This window comes from Pseudomonas sp. HMSC08G10 (genome assembly GCF_001808425.1).
Taxonomy (GTDB): Bacteria; Pseudomonadota; Gammaproteobacteria; order Pseudomonadales; family Pseudomonadaceae; genus Aquipseudomonas; species Aquipseudomonas guariconensis.
This window is the reverse complement of sequence record NZ_KV793320.1, coordinates 15,082-33,647: the sequence shown is the minus strand read 5'-3', so window position 1 is coordinate 33,647 and position 18,566 is coordinate 15,082. Positions and strand designations below refer to the sequence as shown.

Here is an 18,566-nt window from a genome sequence, read left to right as displayed (position 1 = left end):
CTTGCGATGGGACGCGTAGCGGCCCTTTCTACAGGCATCAGCCGATGCCGATCTCTCCTCCATCCTTGCGTTGAATCACCACGGTTGACGACCGAGGCCGCACGCGGCTGCCTGTGGGGGTGGCGTCGGTAGCGATGTCACTGCGGGGCCAGTTGGCCGGATGCTGGATGTTGACGAACAACGTCTTGTTGTCGGGAGTGAAGGTGATGCCAGTCACTTCGCAGCCGTTCGGCCCTACGAAGAAGCGGCGCAAGTCTGCCTGGTTGCGGGCATCGATCGGCACTTGCCTGCCGTTTGCGTCCACCAGATCGGTGGGGATCACCGCGAGCAACTGGTCGTTGGTATAGCGGGTCACGCTCGATTCGCTGTTGTCGGTCTCGAACCACAGCACACCGCGGCTATCGAAACTCATTCCATCGGGGCTGGCGAACTGGTTCAGTTCGGTCAGGCCCGAACGATTGATGTCGGCACCGCCATCGGCATTGGCGCCAAAGACGAAGATGTCCCAGGTGAAGCTGCGCTGATCGTCGCTGTCGTGCCAGCGGATGATGTGGCCGTGGCGGTTCGGGCCGCGTGGGTTGGCCGCATCGACCTTGGCCGGTGTGCGTTCGCTGTTGTTGGTCAGGGTGACATAGGCGTCACCATTGAGGGGATTGACCGCCGTCCACTCCGGGCGGTCCATGGGCGTTGCGCCCACGGCATCGCCAGCACCCCGGGTATTGAGAATGATCCCGGCCAGGTCGCCGTACAGCGCACCCAAGGTGCTGCCGCCCGTGGTGGCCGTGCCGGGGGCGAGCAATAGCCAGTGGCCGGTGCCGTCGGCATCGAAGCGCGCCACGTAGAGCTTGCCTTGGTCCAGGTACTTGGCGCCGGTGGCCAGTCGATCGCTCGGGTTGGCGTCGGCAGGGTCCCAGACAGCGTCAGAGACGAACTTGTACAGGTATTCATTGTTGGAGTCGTCGCCCATGTACCAGACCAGCGGCTTGCCGGCTACCGCCAGGCCAGGACAGCAGCCCTCATGGCGGAACCGGCCCAACGCGGTGCGTTTGACGGCGCGCGTGCGGGCGTCGTACGGGTCGATCTCGACGATGTAGCCGTAAGTGCTGGCTTCGTTGCGGTAGTCCTCGGTGGCGCTGGCGCCGCGAGGGGTGATGTCGAAGCGGGCGAACTCATCGTTGGCTTCGCTGCGGTCACCTGCGGCGCTCTCCCAGCCGTACTGGCCGCTCGAGGTGGCCACGCCGATGCGCACTTGGTCGGCAGGGCGGGCGCCCTTGTTGACGAAGATGCCGGGCCAGTTCTCCTCGCACGTGAGGTAAGTGCCCCAGGGTGTATAGCCGTTACCGCAGTTGTTGTTGGTGCCACGGCACTGGGTGCCGGCGGGCGAGAACCGGGTCTTGACGTGCTCGCTGCCGCGCAGAGGGCCGGCGATCTCCATCAGCGAGGCGGTGGTGAAGCGTCGGTTGAGCGGGTCGTTGTCGACCACCTGCCAGCGCCCGTTGAGTTTGCGCAGGCGAACCACGCCGGCGCCGTGGGCGTTGATTTCCTTGCGCACTTCTTCGGCCGGGCGCTTGCCATTGGCAGAGGTGGTCGGGCCGTGCGGGTGCAGCGCGGCAGGGTCGATGTATTCGAAGTTGATTGCCAGCAGGCCATCGTCGGAACTGCCACCGATGGGGAAGAAGTGCATGCCGTCATGGTGCATGCCCATGGCGTTGGCCTGATCTGTGGATGTGTTACTGCCGTCGGCTTTCCAGGGGCTGGCCTTACTGTTCAACGGTGTGCCCCAGGGCGCCAGTACATAGGCGCTGTAGCCGGCGGCCACGGCGCAGCCATCGGTACGCGAGCCGGGGATCGACTGGAACCCCAGTCTGGGCCTGGGAGTGGCGGGACGAGCCGGAGCGGGCGTGCCTTGGTTGGTGCCACTGCCCAGGCAGCCGGTCAGGCCTGCCCCTGCGATCAGCGCGATGGCCGCCCCCAAGCTGCCGCGCATGACACTGCGTCGGCTCAGGTAGGCATCCATGACACTGGCCATTGGCAGATTGCCGCTGGAGTTGCGATCAAGGTTATCGCCGCTTTCTCGACTCATCAGGGTGTCCTTGCATTGCTGAGTGGAAGGAAGACCGCGACTTTGAACGCAAAGTATGACGATTTTTTGGCAAAACCATGAAAGGGCCGCCGAAACCCGTTCGTCACGGTCAAGATTGGTTTTCAGGATGTGTGATGGATGGCCTTGCCCTCGAACACGAGCAGGCATGCCTGCTCGTGCCACGGTTGGCCTAGCGGCGCTTCTGCTCGATGTGCGAGGCCCATTGCTCCGTGCGGTTGTGTCCACTGGTGCGTACCAGCCCCAGATCCAGTGGGTTGTCGCCCTCGGCCGCGCCTTTGTCCTTGGCCAGCTCGGCGATGGCCGCCCCCAGGTCGACCGGCGAGTTGGACGCGTCGATCGAGACATCTCGACGGTAGTCGGTGCCCGAGAGGGTTTGGCGGGTGACCGAGGCTGCATCCAGCCCGACAGGGCCATTCGCCGACAGCAAGCGCGCGCCCACCAGCTTCGCATCGCCACCGACCTTGAGGGCGATGCCGTCGGTGCCCCTGAAGGTGGCTTGATGGGCCACGGTGTCGCGCTGTTGATGGGACAGGTCCAGCTTGAAGGTAGGGGAGAAGCCGGGCTCGGCCTGGCTCAGGGCGGAGCTGGTCTTATTGCCGACTTTGCCTGCTGCCGGGCCCGCCAGGGCTTTGGCCGCGTTGGTATAGCTTTGTGGGTTCTTCTCTTGGCTCAAGCGCGCATCTACCCCGACGGTGAGGGTATCGATGCGGTCCTTGCGACTGGCCAGCAACAGGTCGCCGCCAACCGAACCCTGGATACGTCTGGCTCCCAGGCTGATACCTTCGAAGCGGGCATCGCCCTGGGTGTACAGATTGATGTGGTCTGCGCGTAGGGTGTTGGCATTCCAGATCTGGTTGTCGCGTTTATCGAGGTCGAGCTTGATCCGGCCATACAGGCCGCGGCTGTCGAGTTCGCCTCGGCTGAGGGTCAAGCCGGCGCCACCGGTGATGTCCAGGTTACTGCGCTTGTCCTGGTTGCCTGAAGCCTCTAGCAGCAGGCCGCCATTGGGCGTCTGCAGATCGAGCAGCGTGGCCGAGACTTGCAGACCTTGCGCGTGCAGGGCGACGTCCTCGCGGGCGCGGCTGCTCATATGCACTTCTGCGCGAGTGTCGATGCGCGCGTCGACCGCTTGGTTGGCATCTTCGTCCAGTTTTGCATGGGTGAAGTGGCCGCCCAGGGCGCCCCCCTTGCTGTTACCCGTCTTGGCGGCCAGTTCCAGGCCCCCACCGATCTTGCCGCCACTGGCCGTTTGGGTATTGCGGGCGGCCTTGACCTGCAGCAGGCCGTCACTGTCCAGGCGGACCTCGCCTGTAGGCGCTTCCCGGCTGCCGATACGGGTGCCTTCGAGTAGCAGGTCGCCGCCGCTTTTGAGGGCGACGTCGCCTTTGGCGTCGATCTGCGCGACGTGGGCGGTGCTCGATTGGCGTTGCTCGCGCTCGCGGTCAAGATAGCCACGCCCCTCAAGGCCTGTGCTGCCGGGGCGATTGCCGCCCTTGAGCCAGGCATTGCCGGTGAGCTGGAGCGATTGCTCGGATGTGCTGTTGGTGGCCGCGGCAAAGGTCAAGCTGCCGGTACTCTGCGCGCTGAAGGCGCCGTTGCCTGCATCGACGCGCGTGCCTTCATACAGGCCCGGGCCTGCGAGCTGGATCTGGACGCCTTGTTGGCCGAACAGCCCGCCAGGGCGTGCGGTGAGCTGGGTTTGCGTTTTATCCACAGAGCCTCCCTTACCTGCGCCGCGGCCATTGATGTCCTGCCCGGTACTGGTGTCCACGCGTAGGTCGCCCCCGACATCCAGGCGCTGGAGGGTGTCGGACTGGGTATCGCTGGCCGCTTTCAGTTGATGGCGCCCGGCGTCGATCTTCAGCGTGCCGGCAGTGGCTCGCCATTGAGTGCCTTGGTCCTCGATCCGGTCGGCCTTGACCTGGACCGAGGCACCGGTGAATTCGCTGACCTGTGCATAGCCTCGTCGCTGGTTTTCCAGGCGCTTGATGTGCTCGACAGTCAGGTCGCCGCCGATGCTGGGGGCGGCCAGGGCATCCTCGACCGAGGCTTGTTGGAAGCGCGCAGCCTCCTCGCCTTGGACCAGGCGCTCGATGGGCCGGGTCAGGTCGCGGTATTCCAGGCTGGCGCCAAGGCCGGCGCGCCAGCCGGTGGCATCCTGCTTGCGCTCTTTGAGGTCTTCAACGGCCCGGTTGTCGATCTGCCCTGCGTTGACTTGCAAGGTCCCGCCTGCCTCCACCCGGGCGGCGTCGCTGGCAAGGTTTGCGGTAGAGAGCGTCAGATCGCCCTTGGCCAGCAGTTCGCTGCGCACGGCCGTGCTGTCGTTTTCGACGGTGGTGTCCTGGCGACGCTGGCCTGTGGTGGCGCTGCCCAGCCGGTCGATGCCACCCGAGACTGTGAGGCCTCCTTCGCTGCGGGTCTTTTCGGTGGTCGATCGGACGGTATCGTGTGTTGCGCCGAGGGAGATTTTCGCGCCCTGGACGGTGAGCATGCCGGCAGTGGCCTGGACCCTGGAGCCATTGACCTGTAGGTGAGCGCCGCTGTCGAGGCTTACCGTTGCCCCTTTAAGTTCACTGGGTGTCTGCATCGTCTGATCGGCCTGCTGTTGGGTGTTGGTTACCTGGTACCCCAGGCTCGCTTCGAACTGGCGCGAATCCGCCTTACCGTCCTGGGCATCCTGGGTCTGGCGGGCGCTGGTTTTCAGCCCGCGCTGTACCTGCTGGGTTTCGCTGTGGGTCTGGGCTTGCGCGCTGGCGATCAGCAGGTCGCCCTTGGCCTGCACCTGCAGCGTTTTGCCTGCCGTGGCCTTGGCGCCGATCAGGCGCATCTCTTCAGCACTGGCCAGGCGCAGGTCGCTGGTGGCGTTCAGGTCGCTGACGATTGCTTGCTCCTGGCGCGTGGTGCGTGTCTGGTCGCTACCGAACAGGCCAAACAGCTTGCTGTCGCGCTCGTGCTCGGTCGTGGTGATGCGGTTGCGATCGGCCTCGATGGCCAGCAGGCCCTTTTCGCTGAACAGGACCGAATCGCCCTGGCTGCTCAAGGTACTGCCCTTGACCGTGACCTGATCGGCGATGATGTCGAGATCGCCTCCTACCTTGAGCTCGCTGCCGGCCACCGTCTGGCCCTTGCGTTCGTTGCCATCGCGTGAACCGAAGAATGCGCCGGAGACCAGATCGCCCCGATAGTCGCGTTGTGTGCCTGTGTCCTGCAGGGTGGTCGTGGTCACGCTCACCTGGCCGGCCTTGAACAGGGTGTCGCCCTGGCTTTGCAGGCGGCTGCCCTGCACGTTGAGCGTATCGCCGGCGGTCATCACGATGCGTCCGCCTTCCAGCTGGCTGGCGTTGGCGGTTTCCTTGTAGCGGTCGGTATCGCTGTCGCCGCGCCACAGGTGCTTGCGGTGGCGCACCTGTTCTTCGATCCGTTGACTGTCGATGCCGGCTTCGACATCGAGCTTGGCCGCGCTTTCGAGCCTCAGCTCGCCTCGGGTTCGAAGGTTCGCTGCCACCAGGCGCATGTCATCGCCTGATTGCAGTGCGATCCCTTCGTCGGCGTGCAGCAGTGTCCCTTGTTGCTGACGGTCGGTGGTGGTGCGCTCGCGGTTGTAGGTCTCGGTGGTGACGAAGAGGAACTTGTTGTTCCATTGTTCGTGATCGCGCTGGAGGCTTTCCCGAGTCTTGGCGTCCAGGGTCAATTTGTTGCCGGCGGCGAATTCGATACGCCCGGCTTTGGCCTCGACGGCGTCGAGCGTCAGGTCGCCAGCTGCGGTCAACGCCAGTTCACCCCGCTCGGTGCGCAGACGCGCACGTTCATCGGCCGTGCCGCTGACGTGCAGGGTGCCTGAAGAACGAACGCTGATGCCATCGTCCGCGCTCAATGGGGAAGGGCCCACGCGTACACCTGCACCTTCGGCAGTGCTTACCACCCGGATGCGCCCGGCACGCATGGCGCCGAACAGGCTGGCATCGATGCTGGCCGGGGCGCTGGGCAGGTGCTGAATGATTTGTCCGTCCTGGGCATCGATGCGATTTCGCCCGACAGTCAGGTTCAGATCTGTGCGGGCTTCGAGCGCCCCCTGCTGATCGATGCGTGGGGCGATCAGCTCCAATGCCGTCTCGCGGTTGGATTGTCCGCCTTCGAGCACCTGCAGGGTACCGCTGGCGTGCAGGGTATCGAGAAAGCGGATCTGTTGATCCTGTATGTCCGGCGTGCCGACCAGCAGTCCGGCACGTGTGGTGTTGATGAAGCTGCCGCCATTGAGGGTGATGCCGTTGGGGTTGGCCAGGATGTAGTCGGCGGCGCGACCGAAAATCTCCTGCGGCCCCTCAATCAGCGAAGCGTTGCGGCTGACGACTTCGTTGAGGATGGTCGACGCTGCCTGGCCCTGGAATTGTGGATTGGCGTTCAGGGCACCGACCAGTTGTGATTGGCCAGGCTGCAAGGCGTTGTTGAGCACCACGCCGGGCTTGGCGACGTTGTAGTCGAGGAACTGGTTGTGGGACAGGCCGCGGGCATTGGGGGCGACGATGTCGATCACCGGTACACCGTGGTTATTGTTGACGACCGGCGTACCGCCGGGCCCGGAGGTTGGTTGCAAGCCATCTGCGGCCACGGCGCAGGAGCATGTCACCAGGGCAATGAAAATGGCCCAGCGCAAGACATCCGGGCTCACTGAGTGGGGGTGGGTAGTAAGGGTCACTGTTTTTCTCTTTTGTTGTGTGATCAGAGACTCAGGGTCCACTCCAGGACCCAGAGGCCAGGTTCCAGCGAGCGGCGGTTGCGTTCGCTGGCGTACAGGGCTCGTTGGTAGTCCAGGCGCAGGTGATTGGCGGGAGGCCCTAGCACTACACCCAGAGCGCCCCCTGCGATCCGTTGGGGAGCGCTGGCGGGGGTGAAGCGGGTCCAGCCCAGGTCCAGGCCCAGGTGAGGGCGTATCTCCAATGCCCGGAAGAAGGGCAGGGGCTGGCTGAAGGTGTTGCGCCAGACCGCGCCGCTGGCACCGGCGACCGTGTCCTGACGCCAGCCGCGAACGGCGGCGTCGTCGCTAAGCAGCAATTGCTCGATCGCCGGAAGCGGTTGCTCGCTGTACTGAAGGTTCAACTCGCTCTGCCAACGCCAGGGCCATTGCGCAGGCCCCTGGCGCAAATGCACGAAGCTGGCCCGGTACTTGCGCCAATGCGTTTGCGCAGCCCTTTTCGAGGGCAGCAGTGAATGCTCGGCGCCAAACCAGTCCAGGTTCTGTGACACGCCCACATAGGCGTTCCACAGCCCCCCTTCGAGCCACAGCAGGTTGAGGCCGGCCTCGAAGGTGGTCAGCGTCGGGCTTTGCTGCGCGATCGCCGTGTGTTGAATGCGGTTGACCAGTTGCTTGCGGTCCAGTCGGGCGAGCGCACTCAACATCCCTTGGCTGTTGCGCCAAAGCAGGCGTTCCACGCTCAGGCCCTGGAGATGGCTTTCGCCGGTGCTGACCTGACGCCGTTGTGGCAGGGGAGTGCGATAACGCATCCAGCTGGCGTTCACGGCCAGGCTCCACGGGCCGTAGGGCACGCTGTAATAGAGGTTCACACCTTGGCTTCGGCCGGGGGCGTCGAACACGGTCGAGGCCACGCCCAGGCGCAGGTCGTCGTTCAAGCCCAGTGGGCTGTCCAGTCCTAACCCAAGGTTGAGGCGATGACGACCGGTCAGGTCGCTGCCACGGTTGTCCAAGCGGCTGTCCAGGTGCCAGCGCGAACCGGTGCGGCGCGGCTGGATGACCACGCGTGTACCACTTTGGATCTCACCCGGTAGCAGGTCGGCGTTCAGGTCATAGGCCCGCAGGCGGTTGAGCTGGTCCAGGCCTTGCTCGAGTGCGGGCAGGTACAAGGGGTGACCGAGCAGGTCGGGAAAGGCGCCTCGCAAGGAAAGCGGCAGGTCGGCACCGGCCAGTTCGATGGATTCGACGAAGCCTTCGACGATGACGATAGCCAGTGGCTTGCCGGCCTGGGGCCGATGCGCCAGGTAAGGGCGGCTGGCCGGATAACCTGCCTGGACGTAGCTGTCGGTGATGGCCCTGAGCAGCGTGTTGATGTCGTCGACGCTCAGGCAAGGGCGCCACAGGGGACGCAGGACCGCTTCCAGCTGCTGGTTCGATAGCACTCGGTTCCCGCTCAGGCGTAACCCGGCGGTGGGCCAGCAGTGTGAATCTGCGCGAGTAGGTGGGGCAGGGTCGACCCGTACCGGGCCTGGCTGACGACGGCGTTGCCATCGCTCGAGGCGCTGCCGGCGTTCTTGAAGCTGCAGGGTGCGTTGTTGCTCGCGTAGTTGCGAGGTGGCGGGATCGTTGGCCCACGCAGTTGGGTGGACCATCAAGGCAAGGGCCAGGCTGGCCAGTATTGGCCTGGCGAAGCGACGCAAGGAAGTCGACATGGAGAAGCCCCGCAATGGCTGCACGTATGTGCTTTTTTGCGGGGATTCTAAGAATCCGACTTACCGTTTGGATGCGGTCCCGTACCCATCTGGGCGTCAGGTGGGGGTGGGTTTAATGTGTGTAATTTCCTACAAAGTTAATCGAATTGTAGGAATCAGGGACGGATCTCGATCAAGGTCCCGTCCTTGACCATGTCCCAGACCTCGCGCATGTCATTGTTGCGCATGGCGATGCAGCCTTCGGTCCAGTCCAGGGTATGGAAGTACCACTCCGGGTAGTCCTCGTTGATCGGCGTGCCATGGATCATGATCATGCCGCCTGGGCTCACGCCCTCGCGGCGGGCGCGGGCGGCATCGCTGATGTTCGGGTAGGAAATGTGCATGGCCAGGTTGAAGCGGTCACTGACCTTGCGCCAGTCAAGCCAGTACAGGCCTTCGGGCGTCTTGCTGTCGCCTTCGCGCTCTTTGGTGCCTTTGGGTTGCTTGCCCAGGGAGATGCGGTAGGTCTTGAGTGGCTCGCCGCGGCTGATCAGTTGCAGGCGGCGCTCGGACTTGATCACCAGGACCTTGTCGATCAGTGGTTGGTTGGCGACCGCAGACGGTTCGACAGGCTTGCGAATGATGGTCTCGGTGAAGGCGGCCTGGGACACCGATGCAACGGAAAGGCAGAAAAGGGCAAGCAACCAACGCATGAAACCGTATCCCTGAGAGCTAAATGGTGGACGACGAGACGTTCATCGGCGGCAGGTACTCATGGCCTACGGGGTAGTGCTGCCCGATGCGGTCGCGATAATAGCATTCTAGTGTCCGTACGACGGTGCGGAAAGCCAACTCGTTCCAGGGAATTTCATGTTCCTCGAACAAGCGCACCTCCAGGCTCTCGACGCCAACGGCAAAATCCAGGTCAGCCAGCTCGGCGCGGAAGAATACATGTACCTGGTCGATGTGAGGCAGGTCGAACAACTGGTACAGGCTCATCTGCCCGACCCGGGCGCAGGCCTCCTCGACGGTTTCACGTCGGGCGGCCGCATCGAGGGTTTCACCGTTCTCCATGAACCCGGCGGGCAGCGTCCAGAACCCCCGGCGCGGCTCGATCGCCCGTCGACAAAGAAGCACTTGGCTGCCCCAGGTGGGAAGCACGCCGGCGACGATGTTGGGGTTCTGGTAATGGATGGTATGGCAATGATCGCAGACATACCGCAGGCGGCTGTCGCCCTCGGGGATCCGCTGAATGACCGCCTGGCCGCACACGCTGCAGAATTTCATGCTGTTCTTCCCTTTATCTGCAGCTATCTTGGCGTGCCGGGCCTGCGCTGCGCAAGCGGCCTGCTGGCGGGGCTTGGGTGCTTCACGGCTTTGGTGCATCATGCAGGGCAGGCCTTGGAATCGAGAGAGTGCAATGCTGGACGAGCTTCTTCGCCGAATGAGCAATCACACCCCCACGTCACTGGAAACCGACCGGCGTTTCCCCGAGGCGGCGGTGCTCTTGCCCATCACGCGTAGCGAAGAGCCCGAGCTGGTGCTGACCCTGCGGGCCAAAGGGCTTTCCACCCATGGAGGCGAGGTGGCCTTCCCCGGTGGTAGACGCGACCCGGAGGATCCGGACCTGGTGTTCACCGCCCTGCGCGAGGCCGAGGAGGAAATCGGTCTGCCGCCGGGACTGGTGGAAGTCATCGGCCCGCTGAGCCCGGTGATCTCACTGCATGGCCTTAAAGTGACGCCATTCGTCGGGATCATCCCCGATTACGTCGAATACCGGGCCAACGACGCGGAGATTGCCGCCGTGTTCACGGTTCCGCTGGCGTTTTTCCGCCAGGACCCGCGCGACCATACCCACCGTATCGACTACCAAGGGCGCAGTTGGTACGTGCCGGCCTACCGCTACGGCGAGTACAAGATCTGGGGGTTGTCGGCGATCATGATCGTCGAACTGGTCAATGTGCTGTTCGACGCTGGCATCAGCCTGCACCAGCCCCCTGAGCGCTATACCCAGATCTGAGCGGGGCCCAACCCGCCATCTGCCTTCAACCGTGAGGAGCAAGACATGAAATACCGCCTGGGCGACCTGCGGGTCGAGACCCATCCCACCAGTTGGGCCGCCCCCAATGCCACCTTGATCGGCAAGGTGCGCCTGCAGGCCGGGGCCAGTGTCTGGTTCGGCGCGGTGCTGCGCGGCGACAACGAACTGATCGACATCGGCGAAGGCAGCAACGTCCAGGATGGCACGGTGATGCACACCGACATGGGCTCGCCGCTGACCCTCGGCAAGGGCGTGACCGTCGGCCATAACGCGATGCTCCACGGCTGCACGGTGGGCGATCACAGCCTGATCGGTATCAATGCCGTGATTCTCAACGGCGCGCGCATCGGCAAGCATTGCATCATCGGCGCCAACGCACTGATTCCTGAGGGTAAGGAAATTCCGGACGGCTCGCTGGTCATGGGTTCGCCAGGCAAGGTGGTGCGCGAGTTGACCGAGGCGCAGAAGCGCATGCTCGAAGCCAGCGCCACACATTATGTCCATAATGCCGAGCGCTACGCGCGCGAGCTGGCCCCCCAGGATGACTGACATGCAGAACGCCGAACGCCCGGTCGCCTCGCCGTGCGTCAATGTCTGTGCGCTGGACGAGCAGGACATCTGCGTCGGCTGCCAGCGCACGGTGAGCGAGATCACCCGCTGGTCGCGCATGAGCAACGACGAGCGCCGTCAGGTGCTGGTGCTGTGCCACGAGCGGGCGGTGGCGTCAGGCTTGGTCATCGGGTCGAGGCTGTAGTTGACTCGAAAATCAAGTATTCTGTGCCGCTTGCCCAACGTGTGATCCCATGTTCTATCTCATTGCCTATATCAGTAGCGTAGTGCTGATCAACTACGCCTTTTCCAGTGCCCCGCACCTGGATGTGATCTGGTCCGCCTGGGGTGGGCTGGTGTTCATCCTGCGCGACATGGTGCAGACCCGCTATGGTCATGGCGCATTGTTGGCCATGCTGGCGGCGTTGGTGCTGTCCTATGTCACTTCGGAGCCTGCCATTGCCCTGGCCAGTGCCACCGCGTTCTTCGTCTCCGAGCTGATCGATTGGCTGGTGTTCAGCATCACCCGTCGGCCGTTGCGTGACCGTCTATGGCTCAGCTCGGCTCTGAGCATTCCGGTGGACACCTTCATCTTCTTCGGCATGATCGGCGCCCTGACCCCGGCAGTGATCGGTACGGCTCTGGCGTCCAAGTTTGCCGGCGTCACTGCCGTGTGGCTGGCCATGACCTGGCGCGCCCGACGCGAGGTCGTCGCAGGGTGATGTGATCGGGGTTGCGCAGCGGCCCCGGAATGCCTCGGCGGGTGTAGAATATCGGTCCTTTTTCAGCGGGCGGCAGCCAACCCGGCGCGGCCCCGGACGCCTTCGAGGACCTGAAATGACCCGTATCGGAACCCCATTGTCGCCCACCGCGACCCGTGTACTGCTGTGTGGCTGTGGCGAGCTGGGCAAGGAAGTGGTGATCGAGCTGCAGCGTCTGGGTGTCGAAGTCATCGCCGTGGACCGCTACGCCAATGCCCCCGCCATGCAGGTGGCGCACCGCAGCCACGTCATCAACATGCTCGATGGCGTTGCCCTGCGTGCGGTGATCGAAGCTGAAAAGCCGCACTACATCGTCCCAGAGATCGAAGCCATCGCCACCGCGACCCTGGTCGAGCTGGAGAACGAAGGCTTCAATGTCGTCCCCACCGCCCGCGCCACCCAGCTGACCATGAACCGTGAGGGCATCCGTCGGCTGGCCGCCGAAGAGCTGGACCTGCCGACCTCGCCGTACCATTTCGCCGATACCTTCGAAGACTACGCCAAGGCCGTCGCTGACCTGGGCTACCCCTGCGTGGTCAAGCCGGTGATGAGTTCCTCGGGCAAGGGGCAAAGCCTGCTGCGCAGCGATGCCGACCTGCAGAAGGCCTGGGACTATGCCCAGGAAGGCGGCCGCGCCGGCAAAGGCCGGGTGATCATCGAAGGTTTCATCGATTTCGAATACGAAATCACCCTGTTGACTGTGCGTCATGTAGGCGGCACCACCTTCCTCGCACCGGTCGGTCACCGTCAGGAGAAGGGCGACTATCAGGAATCCTGGCAGCCACAGGCCATGAGCCCGAAGGCCTTGGCCGAGTCCCAGCGTGTGGCCCAGGCGGTCACCGACGCCTTGGGCGGTCGTGGTTTGTTCGGCGTGGAACTGTTCGTCAAGGGCGATCAGGTGTGGTTCAGCGAAGTCTCTCCGCGCCCCCACGATACCGGGCTGGTGACCCTGATTTCTCAGGACCTCTCGCAATTCGCCTTGCATGCTCGCGCGATTCTGGGCCTGCCGATCCCGGTGGTGCGTCAGTTCGGTCCGTCGGCTTCGGCGGTAATCTTGCCTGAAGGCCGGTCACAGCAGACCACCTTCGCCAACCTGGGTGCGGCCCTGAGCGAGCCCGATACCGCCATCCGCCTGTTCGGCAAGCCGGAAATCAATGGCCAACGTCGCATGGGCGTATGCCTGGCGCGGGACGAGTCGATCGAAGCGGCTCGGGCCAAAGCGACCCGGGCTGCCCAGGCGGTCACGGTCGAATTTTAAGCCACAAGCCTCAAGCCTCAAGCTGCAAGAAAAAGCAAATCCGCGCAGGCTTTGGCTTTTTCTTGCCGCTTGAAGCTTGCCGCTCCGCACTTACAGCTCTGTATTGCGTGTCTCTTTCAGGCACAAGACGGCGATCAGGCTGATCACTGCGGCTACCGACACATAGCCGCCCACCCAGCTCAATCCCCCCATGCTCACCAACTGCTGGGCAAAGAACGGTGCCGCCGAGGCGCCGACGATGCCGCCGAGGTTGTAGGCTGCCGAGGCGCCGGTGTAGCGCACGTGGGTCGGGAACAGCTCAGGCAGCAATGCCCCCATCGGTGCGAAGGTCACGCCCATCAGGAACAGCTCGATGGCCAAAAACAGCGCAACGCCGGTGGTCGAGCCTGAGGTCAGCAGCGGCTCCATGGTGAATCCCGATGCAACCGCCAGCAGGCCGCCGACGATCAGCACCGGCCTGCGTCCATAGCGATCGCTCAGCCAGGCCGACAGCGGCGTGGCCAAGGCCATGAACACCACGGCAAAGCACAGCATGCCCAGGAAGCTCTCGCGACTGTAGCCCAGTGTCGAGACCCCATAGCTCAGGGAGAACACCGTGGAGATGTAGAACAGCGCGTAGCACACCACCATCGCCGCCGCGCCCAGCAAGGTGGGCAGCCAGTACTTGGCGAACAGATCGACCACCGGCAGCTTCACCCGCTCGTGGCGTGCCACGGCTTTGGCGAATACCGGGCTCTCCTCGAGCTTCAGGCGCACGTACAGGCCGACGATCACCAGCGCGGCGCTGAGCAGGAACGGAATGCGCCAGCCCCAGTCACGGAATTGCTCGTCGCTGAGCACCAGCGCCAGGGTCAGGAACAGCCCATTGGCCGCCAGAAAACCGATGGAGGGGCCAAGCTGCGGGAACATGCCGAACCAGGCACGCTTGCCTTCAGGGGCGTTTTCGGTGGCCAACAGTGCCGCCCCGCCCCATTCGCCGCCCAGGCCCAGGCCTTGGCCAAAGCGCAGCAGGCAAAGGATGATCGGCGCCCAGACGCCGATGCTGTCATAACCCGGAAGAACCCCGATCAGGGTGGTCGAAACGCCCATCAGCAGCAACGAGGCGACCAAGGTGGATTTGCGGCCGATACGGTCGCCGAAGTGGCCGAAAAGTGCCGAACCCAGCGGGCGGGCGAGGAAGGCGATACCGAAGGTCAGAAAGGCCGCGAGCATCTGCGCGGTGCCGGAACCCGACGGGAAGAACACCGGGCCGATCACCAGCGCGGCGGCAGTGGCATAGACGTAGAAGTCGTAGAACTCGATGGCGGTGCCGATGAAGCTGGCGGTGGCCACACGGGCGGGGGAATTGACGGGGGCTGCCGAGGTGTCGGCGCAGGTACTGCTGATAGTCATGTTTTAGGTCCCTGACAGTCATTGCTCCCTATGGGCGGGTCGCTCCCTGCCAGGCAGGCATGGGCGTGCGGGCGCCGGAGCGTCAAAGTGTGAGTCGCTCGACCGACGATAGCCCAAGGGTAGGGACGGGAGCGGGCTGTTCTGGGTGTCGAAGCAGGACCGCGGGGCGTGTCAGTGGAGCGCACCGGCCGTGTGGTGCCGGAAGCGGGTAGCAGGCGGGACGGCAGGGCTGGGTAAGCGTGACCGGAGTATAGCTATCGGGTCACGGTCCACACCAGTACCTTGCTGGCGCAATTGTCCTCTGTTTCGAGGATTTCCAGGCGATAGCGGCCAATCTTCAGGCATACAGCGCTTTCCGGAATGCTTTCCAGCGCTTCGGTGACCAGCCCGTTGAGGGTCTTCGGGCCGCCGTCGCAGGGCAGGTGCCACCCCAGGCTGCGGTTTATTTCGCGCAGCGAGGCGGTGCCTTCGATCACGTAGCGGCCGTCGGCCAGGGGGTGGACGTGCGCGTTTTCCAGCGAGTGCTCATCCTCGAACTCGCCGACGATCTCCTCGAGGATGTCCTCCAAGGTGACGATGCCTTGGACCTCTCCGTACTCGTCCACCACCACGCCCAAGCGTCTCTGCTGCTTGTGGAAGTTCAGCAACTGCCGTTGCAGCGGAGTGCTCTCGGGAACGAAGTAGGGTTCGTAGCAGGCCGCGCGCAGCGCCTGGAGGGTCAGCTCGCCATGGGGCAGCAGATGGCTGATCAGCTTGGTATTGAGGATGGCTTCGACCTGGTTGATATCACTGTGGTAGACCGGCAGGCGGGTATGGCGGCTGACGATCAGTTGTTCAGCGATCTGCTCGAGCGAGTCGTCCAGGTTGATCCCGTCCACCTCGTTGCGGGGCACCAGGATGTCGTTGACGGTGATCTTGTCTAGGGATTGCAGCCCTTCGAGCAGCCCTTGGCGTGGTGCTTCGTAGGGCTCTGGTTCGTCGAAATCGTCGTGCTCCTGTGGGTGCAATGCCACGGCGGCGGGTTGCGCGCGCAATGGGCGAAGGATCAACTTGGCGCAGCCGTCGAGCACGCAGGCCAAGGGTTGCAATGCGAGCAGAGGCCATCTGAGCAGGGTGCCGAGGTTGAGGAAGGCGTGCGGGTTGCGTCGGGCGGCGCGCCTTGGCAGGTACTCGGCCAAGACCAACAGGGCGCCGCTGGCGGCCAGGCCCGCCAGCCAGAAGCCGTGTTCGCCGTTGTAGCGTTGGCCGATCAGGCAGGCCAGGCCCAGCACCAGCAGCTTGCCCAGGCTTGCGCAGAGCACCACGGCTTGGGCGGGCACTGCGGGCTCGGCGCTGTCAGCAGGGCGCTGATGGCCGTTCAATTGCTGGCGGGCCGCGTCGACGGCGGTGAATAGCGCCGACCAGAGCAGCGCCAGTGCCAGAGTGCCGAATAGCGGAGCGTACGGCAGGGTGTCCATGGGCGGTCGTCAGATATGCAGGATGAATTCACGTACCAGCTTGCTGCCGAAATAGGCCAGCATCAGCAGGCAGAAACCGGCGAGGGTCCAGCGAATCGCCTTGTGGCCGCGCCAGCCCAGGCGGGTGCGTCCCCACAGCAGCAGGCCGAACACCACCCAGGCCACACAGGATAGCAGCGTCTTGTGCACCAGATGCTGGGCGAACAGGTTGTCCAGGAACAGCCAGCCGGACACCAGCGACAGCGACAGCAGACCCCAACCGGCCCAGAGGAAGCCGAACAGCAGGCTTTCCATGGTTTGCAGGGGCGGGAAGTTACGGATCAGCCCAGAAGGATGCTTGTGCTTGAGCTGGTAGTCCTGCAACAGCAGCAGCAGGGCCTGGAACACGGCGATGGTGAACAAGCCATAGGCCAGGATCGAAAGCAGGATATGCGCCAGGATCCCAGGCTCCTCATTGACCAGCGGTACGGTGCCAGGCGGGGCGAACTGGGCCAGCAGGGCGGTCACCGCGCCGAGCGGGAACAGCAGCATCAGCAGGTTTTCGACCGGGATGCGCAGGCAGGCCAGCAAGGTCAGCGCGATCACCGCGACGGCGATCAGACTGGCGGCGCTGAAGAAGTCGAGGCTAAGGCCCAGCGGGGTGATCAGCTGGAAGAACAGGGCGCTACCCTGGGCAATGACCGCAAGGGCACCGAGCAGACCGAGCAGCCGTTTGTCGGCGCGGCTGCCCTGGGCCAGGCGACTGCCTTGGTAGAGAGCGGCGGCGATGTAGAGGCCGGCGGCGAGCAGGTTGGGGATGAGGCTGGGGGAAGAGAGCATAAGTCCTGGTAGGCAAGCCCTAAAGGGACGGAGTTTGGCATAGATCCCGCCGCTCTAGGAAGACTGGAGACGGTAGGGCCTACCCCATCTGCAAGATTCCACAGGGCCGGCGCTGGCCTTGTAGGCGCGGGTTCGCCCGCGAACAAGTCACCTGGACCCCAGTGGTCAGCACCCAGGTGTGCGCCGCCCTCGCTCTTCGCTATAATCGCCGCCTTGCTGTGCCCAGCGCGTGTGCATATTCACCTGGGCGCCTGAAAAACCTCGGCTTCATTAGGGCCTGAAAGGATCACCATGTTCGAAAACCTGACCGACCGCCTGTCACAGACGCTGCGCCATGTCACCGGCAAGGCCAAGCTGACCGAAGACAACATCAAGGACACGCTGCGCGAAGTGCGCATGGCCCTGCTCGAGGCCGACGTCGCCCTGCCGGTGGTCAAGGATTTCGTCAACAGCGTCAAAGAGCGCGCGGTCGGCACCGAAGTGTCGCGCAGCCTGACCCCGGGCCAGGCGTTCGTGAAGATCGTCCAGGCTGAACTCGAAGGCCTGATGGGCGCGGCCAACGAAGACCTGGCGCTCAATGCCGCACCACCAGCCGTGGTGCTCATGGCCGGTCTGCAAGGTGCGGGTAAGACCACCACTGCCGGCAAGCTGGCGCGCTTCCTTAAAGAACGCAAGAAAAAGAGCGTGATGGTGGTCTCTGCCGACGTCTATCGTCCGGCAGCGATCAAACAGCTCGAAACCCTGGCCAATGACATCGGCGTGACCTTCTTCCCGTCGGACATCAGCCAGAAGCCTGTGGCCATTGCCGAGGCGGCGATCCGCGAAGCCAAGCTCAAGTACATCGATGTGGTCATCGTCGACACTGCCGGTCGTCTGCACATCGACGCCGACATGATGGACGAGATCAAGGCACTGCACGCCGCGGTCAAGCCGGTCGAGACGTTGTTCGTGGTCGACGCCATGACTGGCCAGGACGCCGCCAACACCGCCAAGGCTTTCGGCGATGCCTTGCCGCTGACCGGTGTGGTGCTGACCAAGGTCGACGGTGACGCTCGTGGGGGGGCAGCCCTGTCGGTTCGCGCGATCACCGGCAAGCCGATCAAGTTCATCGGTATGGGCGAGAAGACCGAAGCGCTCGAGCCCTTCCACCCTGACCGTATCGCCTCGCGCATCCTGGGCATGGGTGACGTGCTCAGCCTGATCGAACAGGCCGAGCAGAACATCGACAAGGCCAAGGCCGACAAGCTCGCCAAGAAGCTCAAGAAGGGCAAGGGCTTCGACCTCGAAGACTTCCGCGACCAACTGCAGCAGATGAAGAACATGGGCGGCCTGGGCGGCCTGATGGACAAGCTGCCGAGCATCGGTGGGGTCAACCTGTCGCAAATGGGCAATGCCCAGGGTGCGGCTGAGAAGCAGTTCAAGCAGATGGAAGCGATCATCGACTCCATGACCCCTGCCGAGCGTCGCGACCCGGAAATCATCAGCGGTTCGCGCAAGCGCCGCATCGCCCTCGGCTCCGGCACCCAGGTGCAGGACGTCGGTCGGTTGATCAAGCAGCACAAGCAGATGCAGAAGATGATGAAGAAATTCTCCGCCAAGGGCGGCATGGCCAAGATGATGCGTGGCCTTGGCGGGATGCTGCCAGGTGGCGGCATGCCGAAGCTCTAATTCGATTCTGGGAGGTTGCCTTCTATCTATAAGGCAGCTCTCCCGAAATCCCGCTTCGGCGGGAACGATGTCGCGAAATTCGCGGCTTAACCGGCAGATCTGAACGGTGTGGTAGCCCCGCGCCGAAAAAGGCATT

At 63.8% G+C, this 18,566-nt stretch carries 14 protein-coding genes; 6 read left to right on the top strand and 8 right to left on the bottom strand.

Annotated features, from left to right (window positions below; translation table 11 throughout):
• Positions 1-37: 37 nt before the first annotated feature.
• The 5 genes from HMPREF3173_RS16890 to HMPREF3173_RS16870 all read right to left on the bottom strand — a co-directional run bounded on the left by HMPREF3173_RS16890 (position 38) and on the right by HMPREF3173_RS16870 (position 9,772).
• Positions 38-2,083 carry a PhoX family protein gene (locus tag HMPREF3173_RS16890; protein WP_070574720.1) on the bottom strand — a complete coding sequence of 682 codons (2,046 nt, stop codon included), beginning with the start codon at positions 2,081-2,083 and terminating at the stop codon, positions 38-40.
• Between the two features lie 190 nt (positions 2,084-2,273).
• Complete coding sequence (locus HMPREF3173_RS16885) at positions 2,274-6,800, bottom strand: hemagglutinin repeat-containing protein (RefSeq protein WP_070574718.1); 4,527 nt, start codon at positions 6,798-6,800, stop codon at positions 2,274-2,276.
• Positions 6,801-6,823: 23 nt separating this feature from the next.
• A complete protein-coding gene (locus HMPREF3173_RS16880; RefSeq protein ID WP_070574716.1) occupies positions 6,824-8,506 on the bottom strand; it encodes a ShlB/FhaC/HecB family hemolysin secretion/activation protein in 1,683 nt (560 codons plus the stop codon).
• A gap of 155 nt (positions 8,507-8,661) precedes the next feature.
• Positions 8,662-9,198, bottom strand: a complete 537-nt coding sequence (locus tag HMPREF3173_RS16875) for a L,D-transpeptidase family protein (protein ID WP_043212440.1) — start codon at positions 9,196-9,198, stop codon at positions 8,662-8,664.
• Positions 9,199-9,217: 19 nt separating this feature from the next.
• On the bottom strand, positions 9,218-9,772 hold the full coding sequence (locus tag HMPREF3173_RS16870) for an NUDIX hydrolase (protein ID WP_070574715.1): 555 nt from the start codon (positions 9,770-9,772) through the stop codon (positions 9,218-9,220).
• 133 nt (positions 9,773-9,905) lie between these two features.
• Here HMPREF3173_RS16870 and HMPREF3173_RS16865 point away from each other — a divergent pair, with 133 nt between their 5' ends.
• From HMPREF3173_RS16865 to purT, 5 genes are all read left to right on the top strand, one after another.
• Positions 9,906-10,505, top strand: a complete 600-nt coding sequence (locus HMPREF3173_RS16865; protein ID WP_070574714.1) for a CoA pyrophosphatase — start codon at positions 9,906-9,908, stop codon at positions 10,503-10,505.
• A 45-nt stretch (positions 10,506-10,550) separates the two neighbouring features.
• Positions 10,551-11,075 (top strand): gamma carbonic anhydrase family protein, encoded by a 525-nt coding sequence (locus HMPREF3173_RS16860; RefSeq protein ID WP_070574712.1) that lies wholly within the window; start codon positions 10,551-10,553, stop codon positions 11,073-11,075.
• Position 11,076: 1 nt separating this feature from the next.
• A complete protein-coding gene (locus HMPREF3173_RS16855) occupies positions 11,077-11,280 on the top strand; it encodes a DUF1289 domain-containing protein (RefSeq protein ID WP_070574710.1) in 204 nt (67 codons plus the stop codon).
• A gap of 49 nt (positions 11,281-11,329) precedes the next feature.
• Positions 11,330-11,797: a VUT family protein gene (locus HMPREF3173_RS16850; protein WP_070093158.1), complete on the top strand. Its 468-nt coding sequence runs from the start codon at positions 11,330-11,332 to the stop codon at positions 11,795-11,797.
• 115 nt (positions 11,798-11,912) lie between these two features.
• Positions 11,913-13,094 (top strand): formate-dependent phosphoribosylglycinamide formyltransferase, encoded by a 1,182-nt coding sequence (purT, locus tag HMPREF3173_RS16845; protein WP_043212445.1) that lies wholly within the window; start codon positions 11,913-11,915, stop codon positions 13,092-13,094.
• A 90-nt stretch (positions 13,095-13,184) separates the two neighbouring features.
• Here the strand turns inward: purT and HMPREF3173_RS16840 are convergent, their stop codons facing one another.
• The 3 genes from HMPREF3173_RS16840 to HMPREF3173_RS16830 form a co-directional block, all read right to left on the bottom strand.
• Positions 13,185-14,486, bottom strand: coding sequence for an MFS transporter (locus HMPREF3173_RS16840; protein WP_070574708.1), 1,302 nt, complete (start codon positions 14,484-14,486; stop codon positions 13,185-13,187).
• A gap of 254 nt (positions 14,487-14,740) precedes the next feature.
• A complete protein-coding gene (locus tag HMPREF3173_RS16835) occupies positions 14,741-15,943 on the bottom strand; it encodes a transporter associated domain-containing protein (protein ID WP_070574706.1) in 1,203 nt (400 codons plus the stop codon).
• Positions 15,944-15,952: 9 nt separating this feature from the next.
• Positions 15,953-16,762 (bottom strand): cytochrome C assembly family protein, encoded by an 810-nt coding sequence (locus HMPREF3173_RS16830; RefSeq protein WP_043212451.1) that lies wholly within the window; start codon positions 16,760-16,762, stop codon positions 15,953-15,955.
• A 291-nt stretch (positions 16,763-17,053) separates the two neighbouring features.
• Between HMPREF3173_RS16830 and ffh the strand changes: the two genes are divergently transcribed.
• A complete protein-coding gene (gene ffh, locus HMPREF3173_RS16825) occupies positions 17,054-18,430 on the top strand; it encodes a signal recognition particle protein (RefSeq protein ID WP_043212452.1) in 1,377 nt (458 codons plus the stop codon).
• Positions 18,431-18,566: the final 136 nt, after the last annotated feature.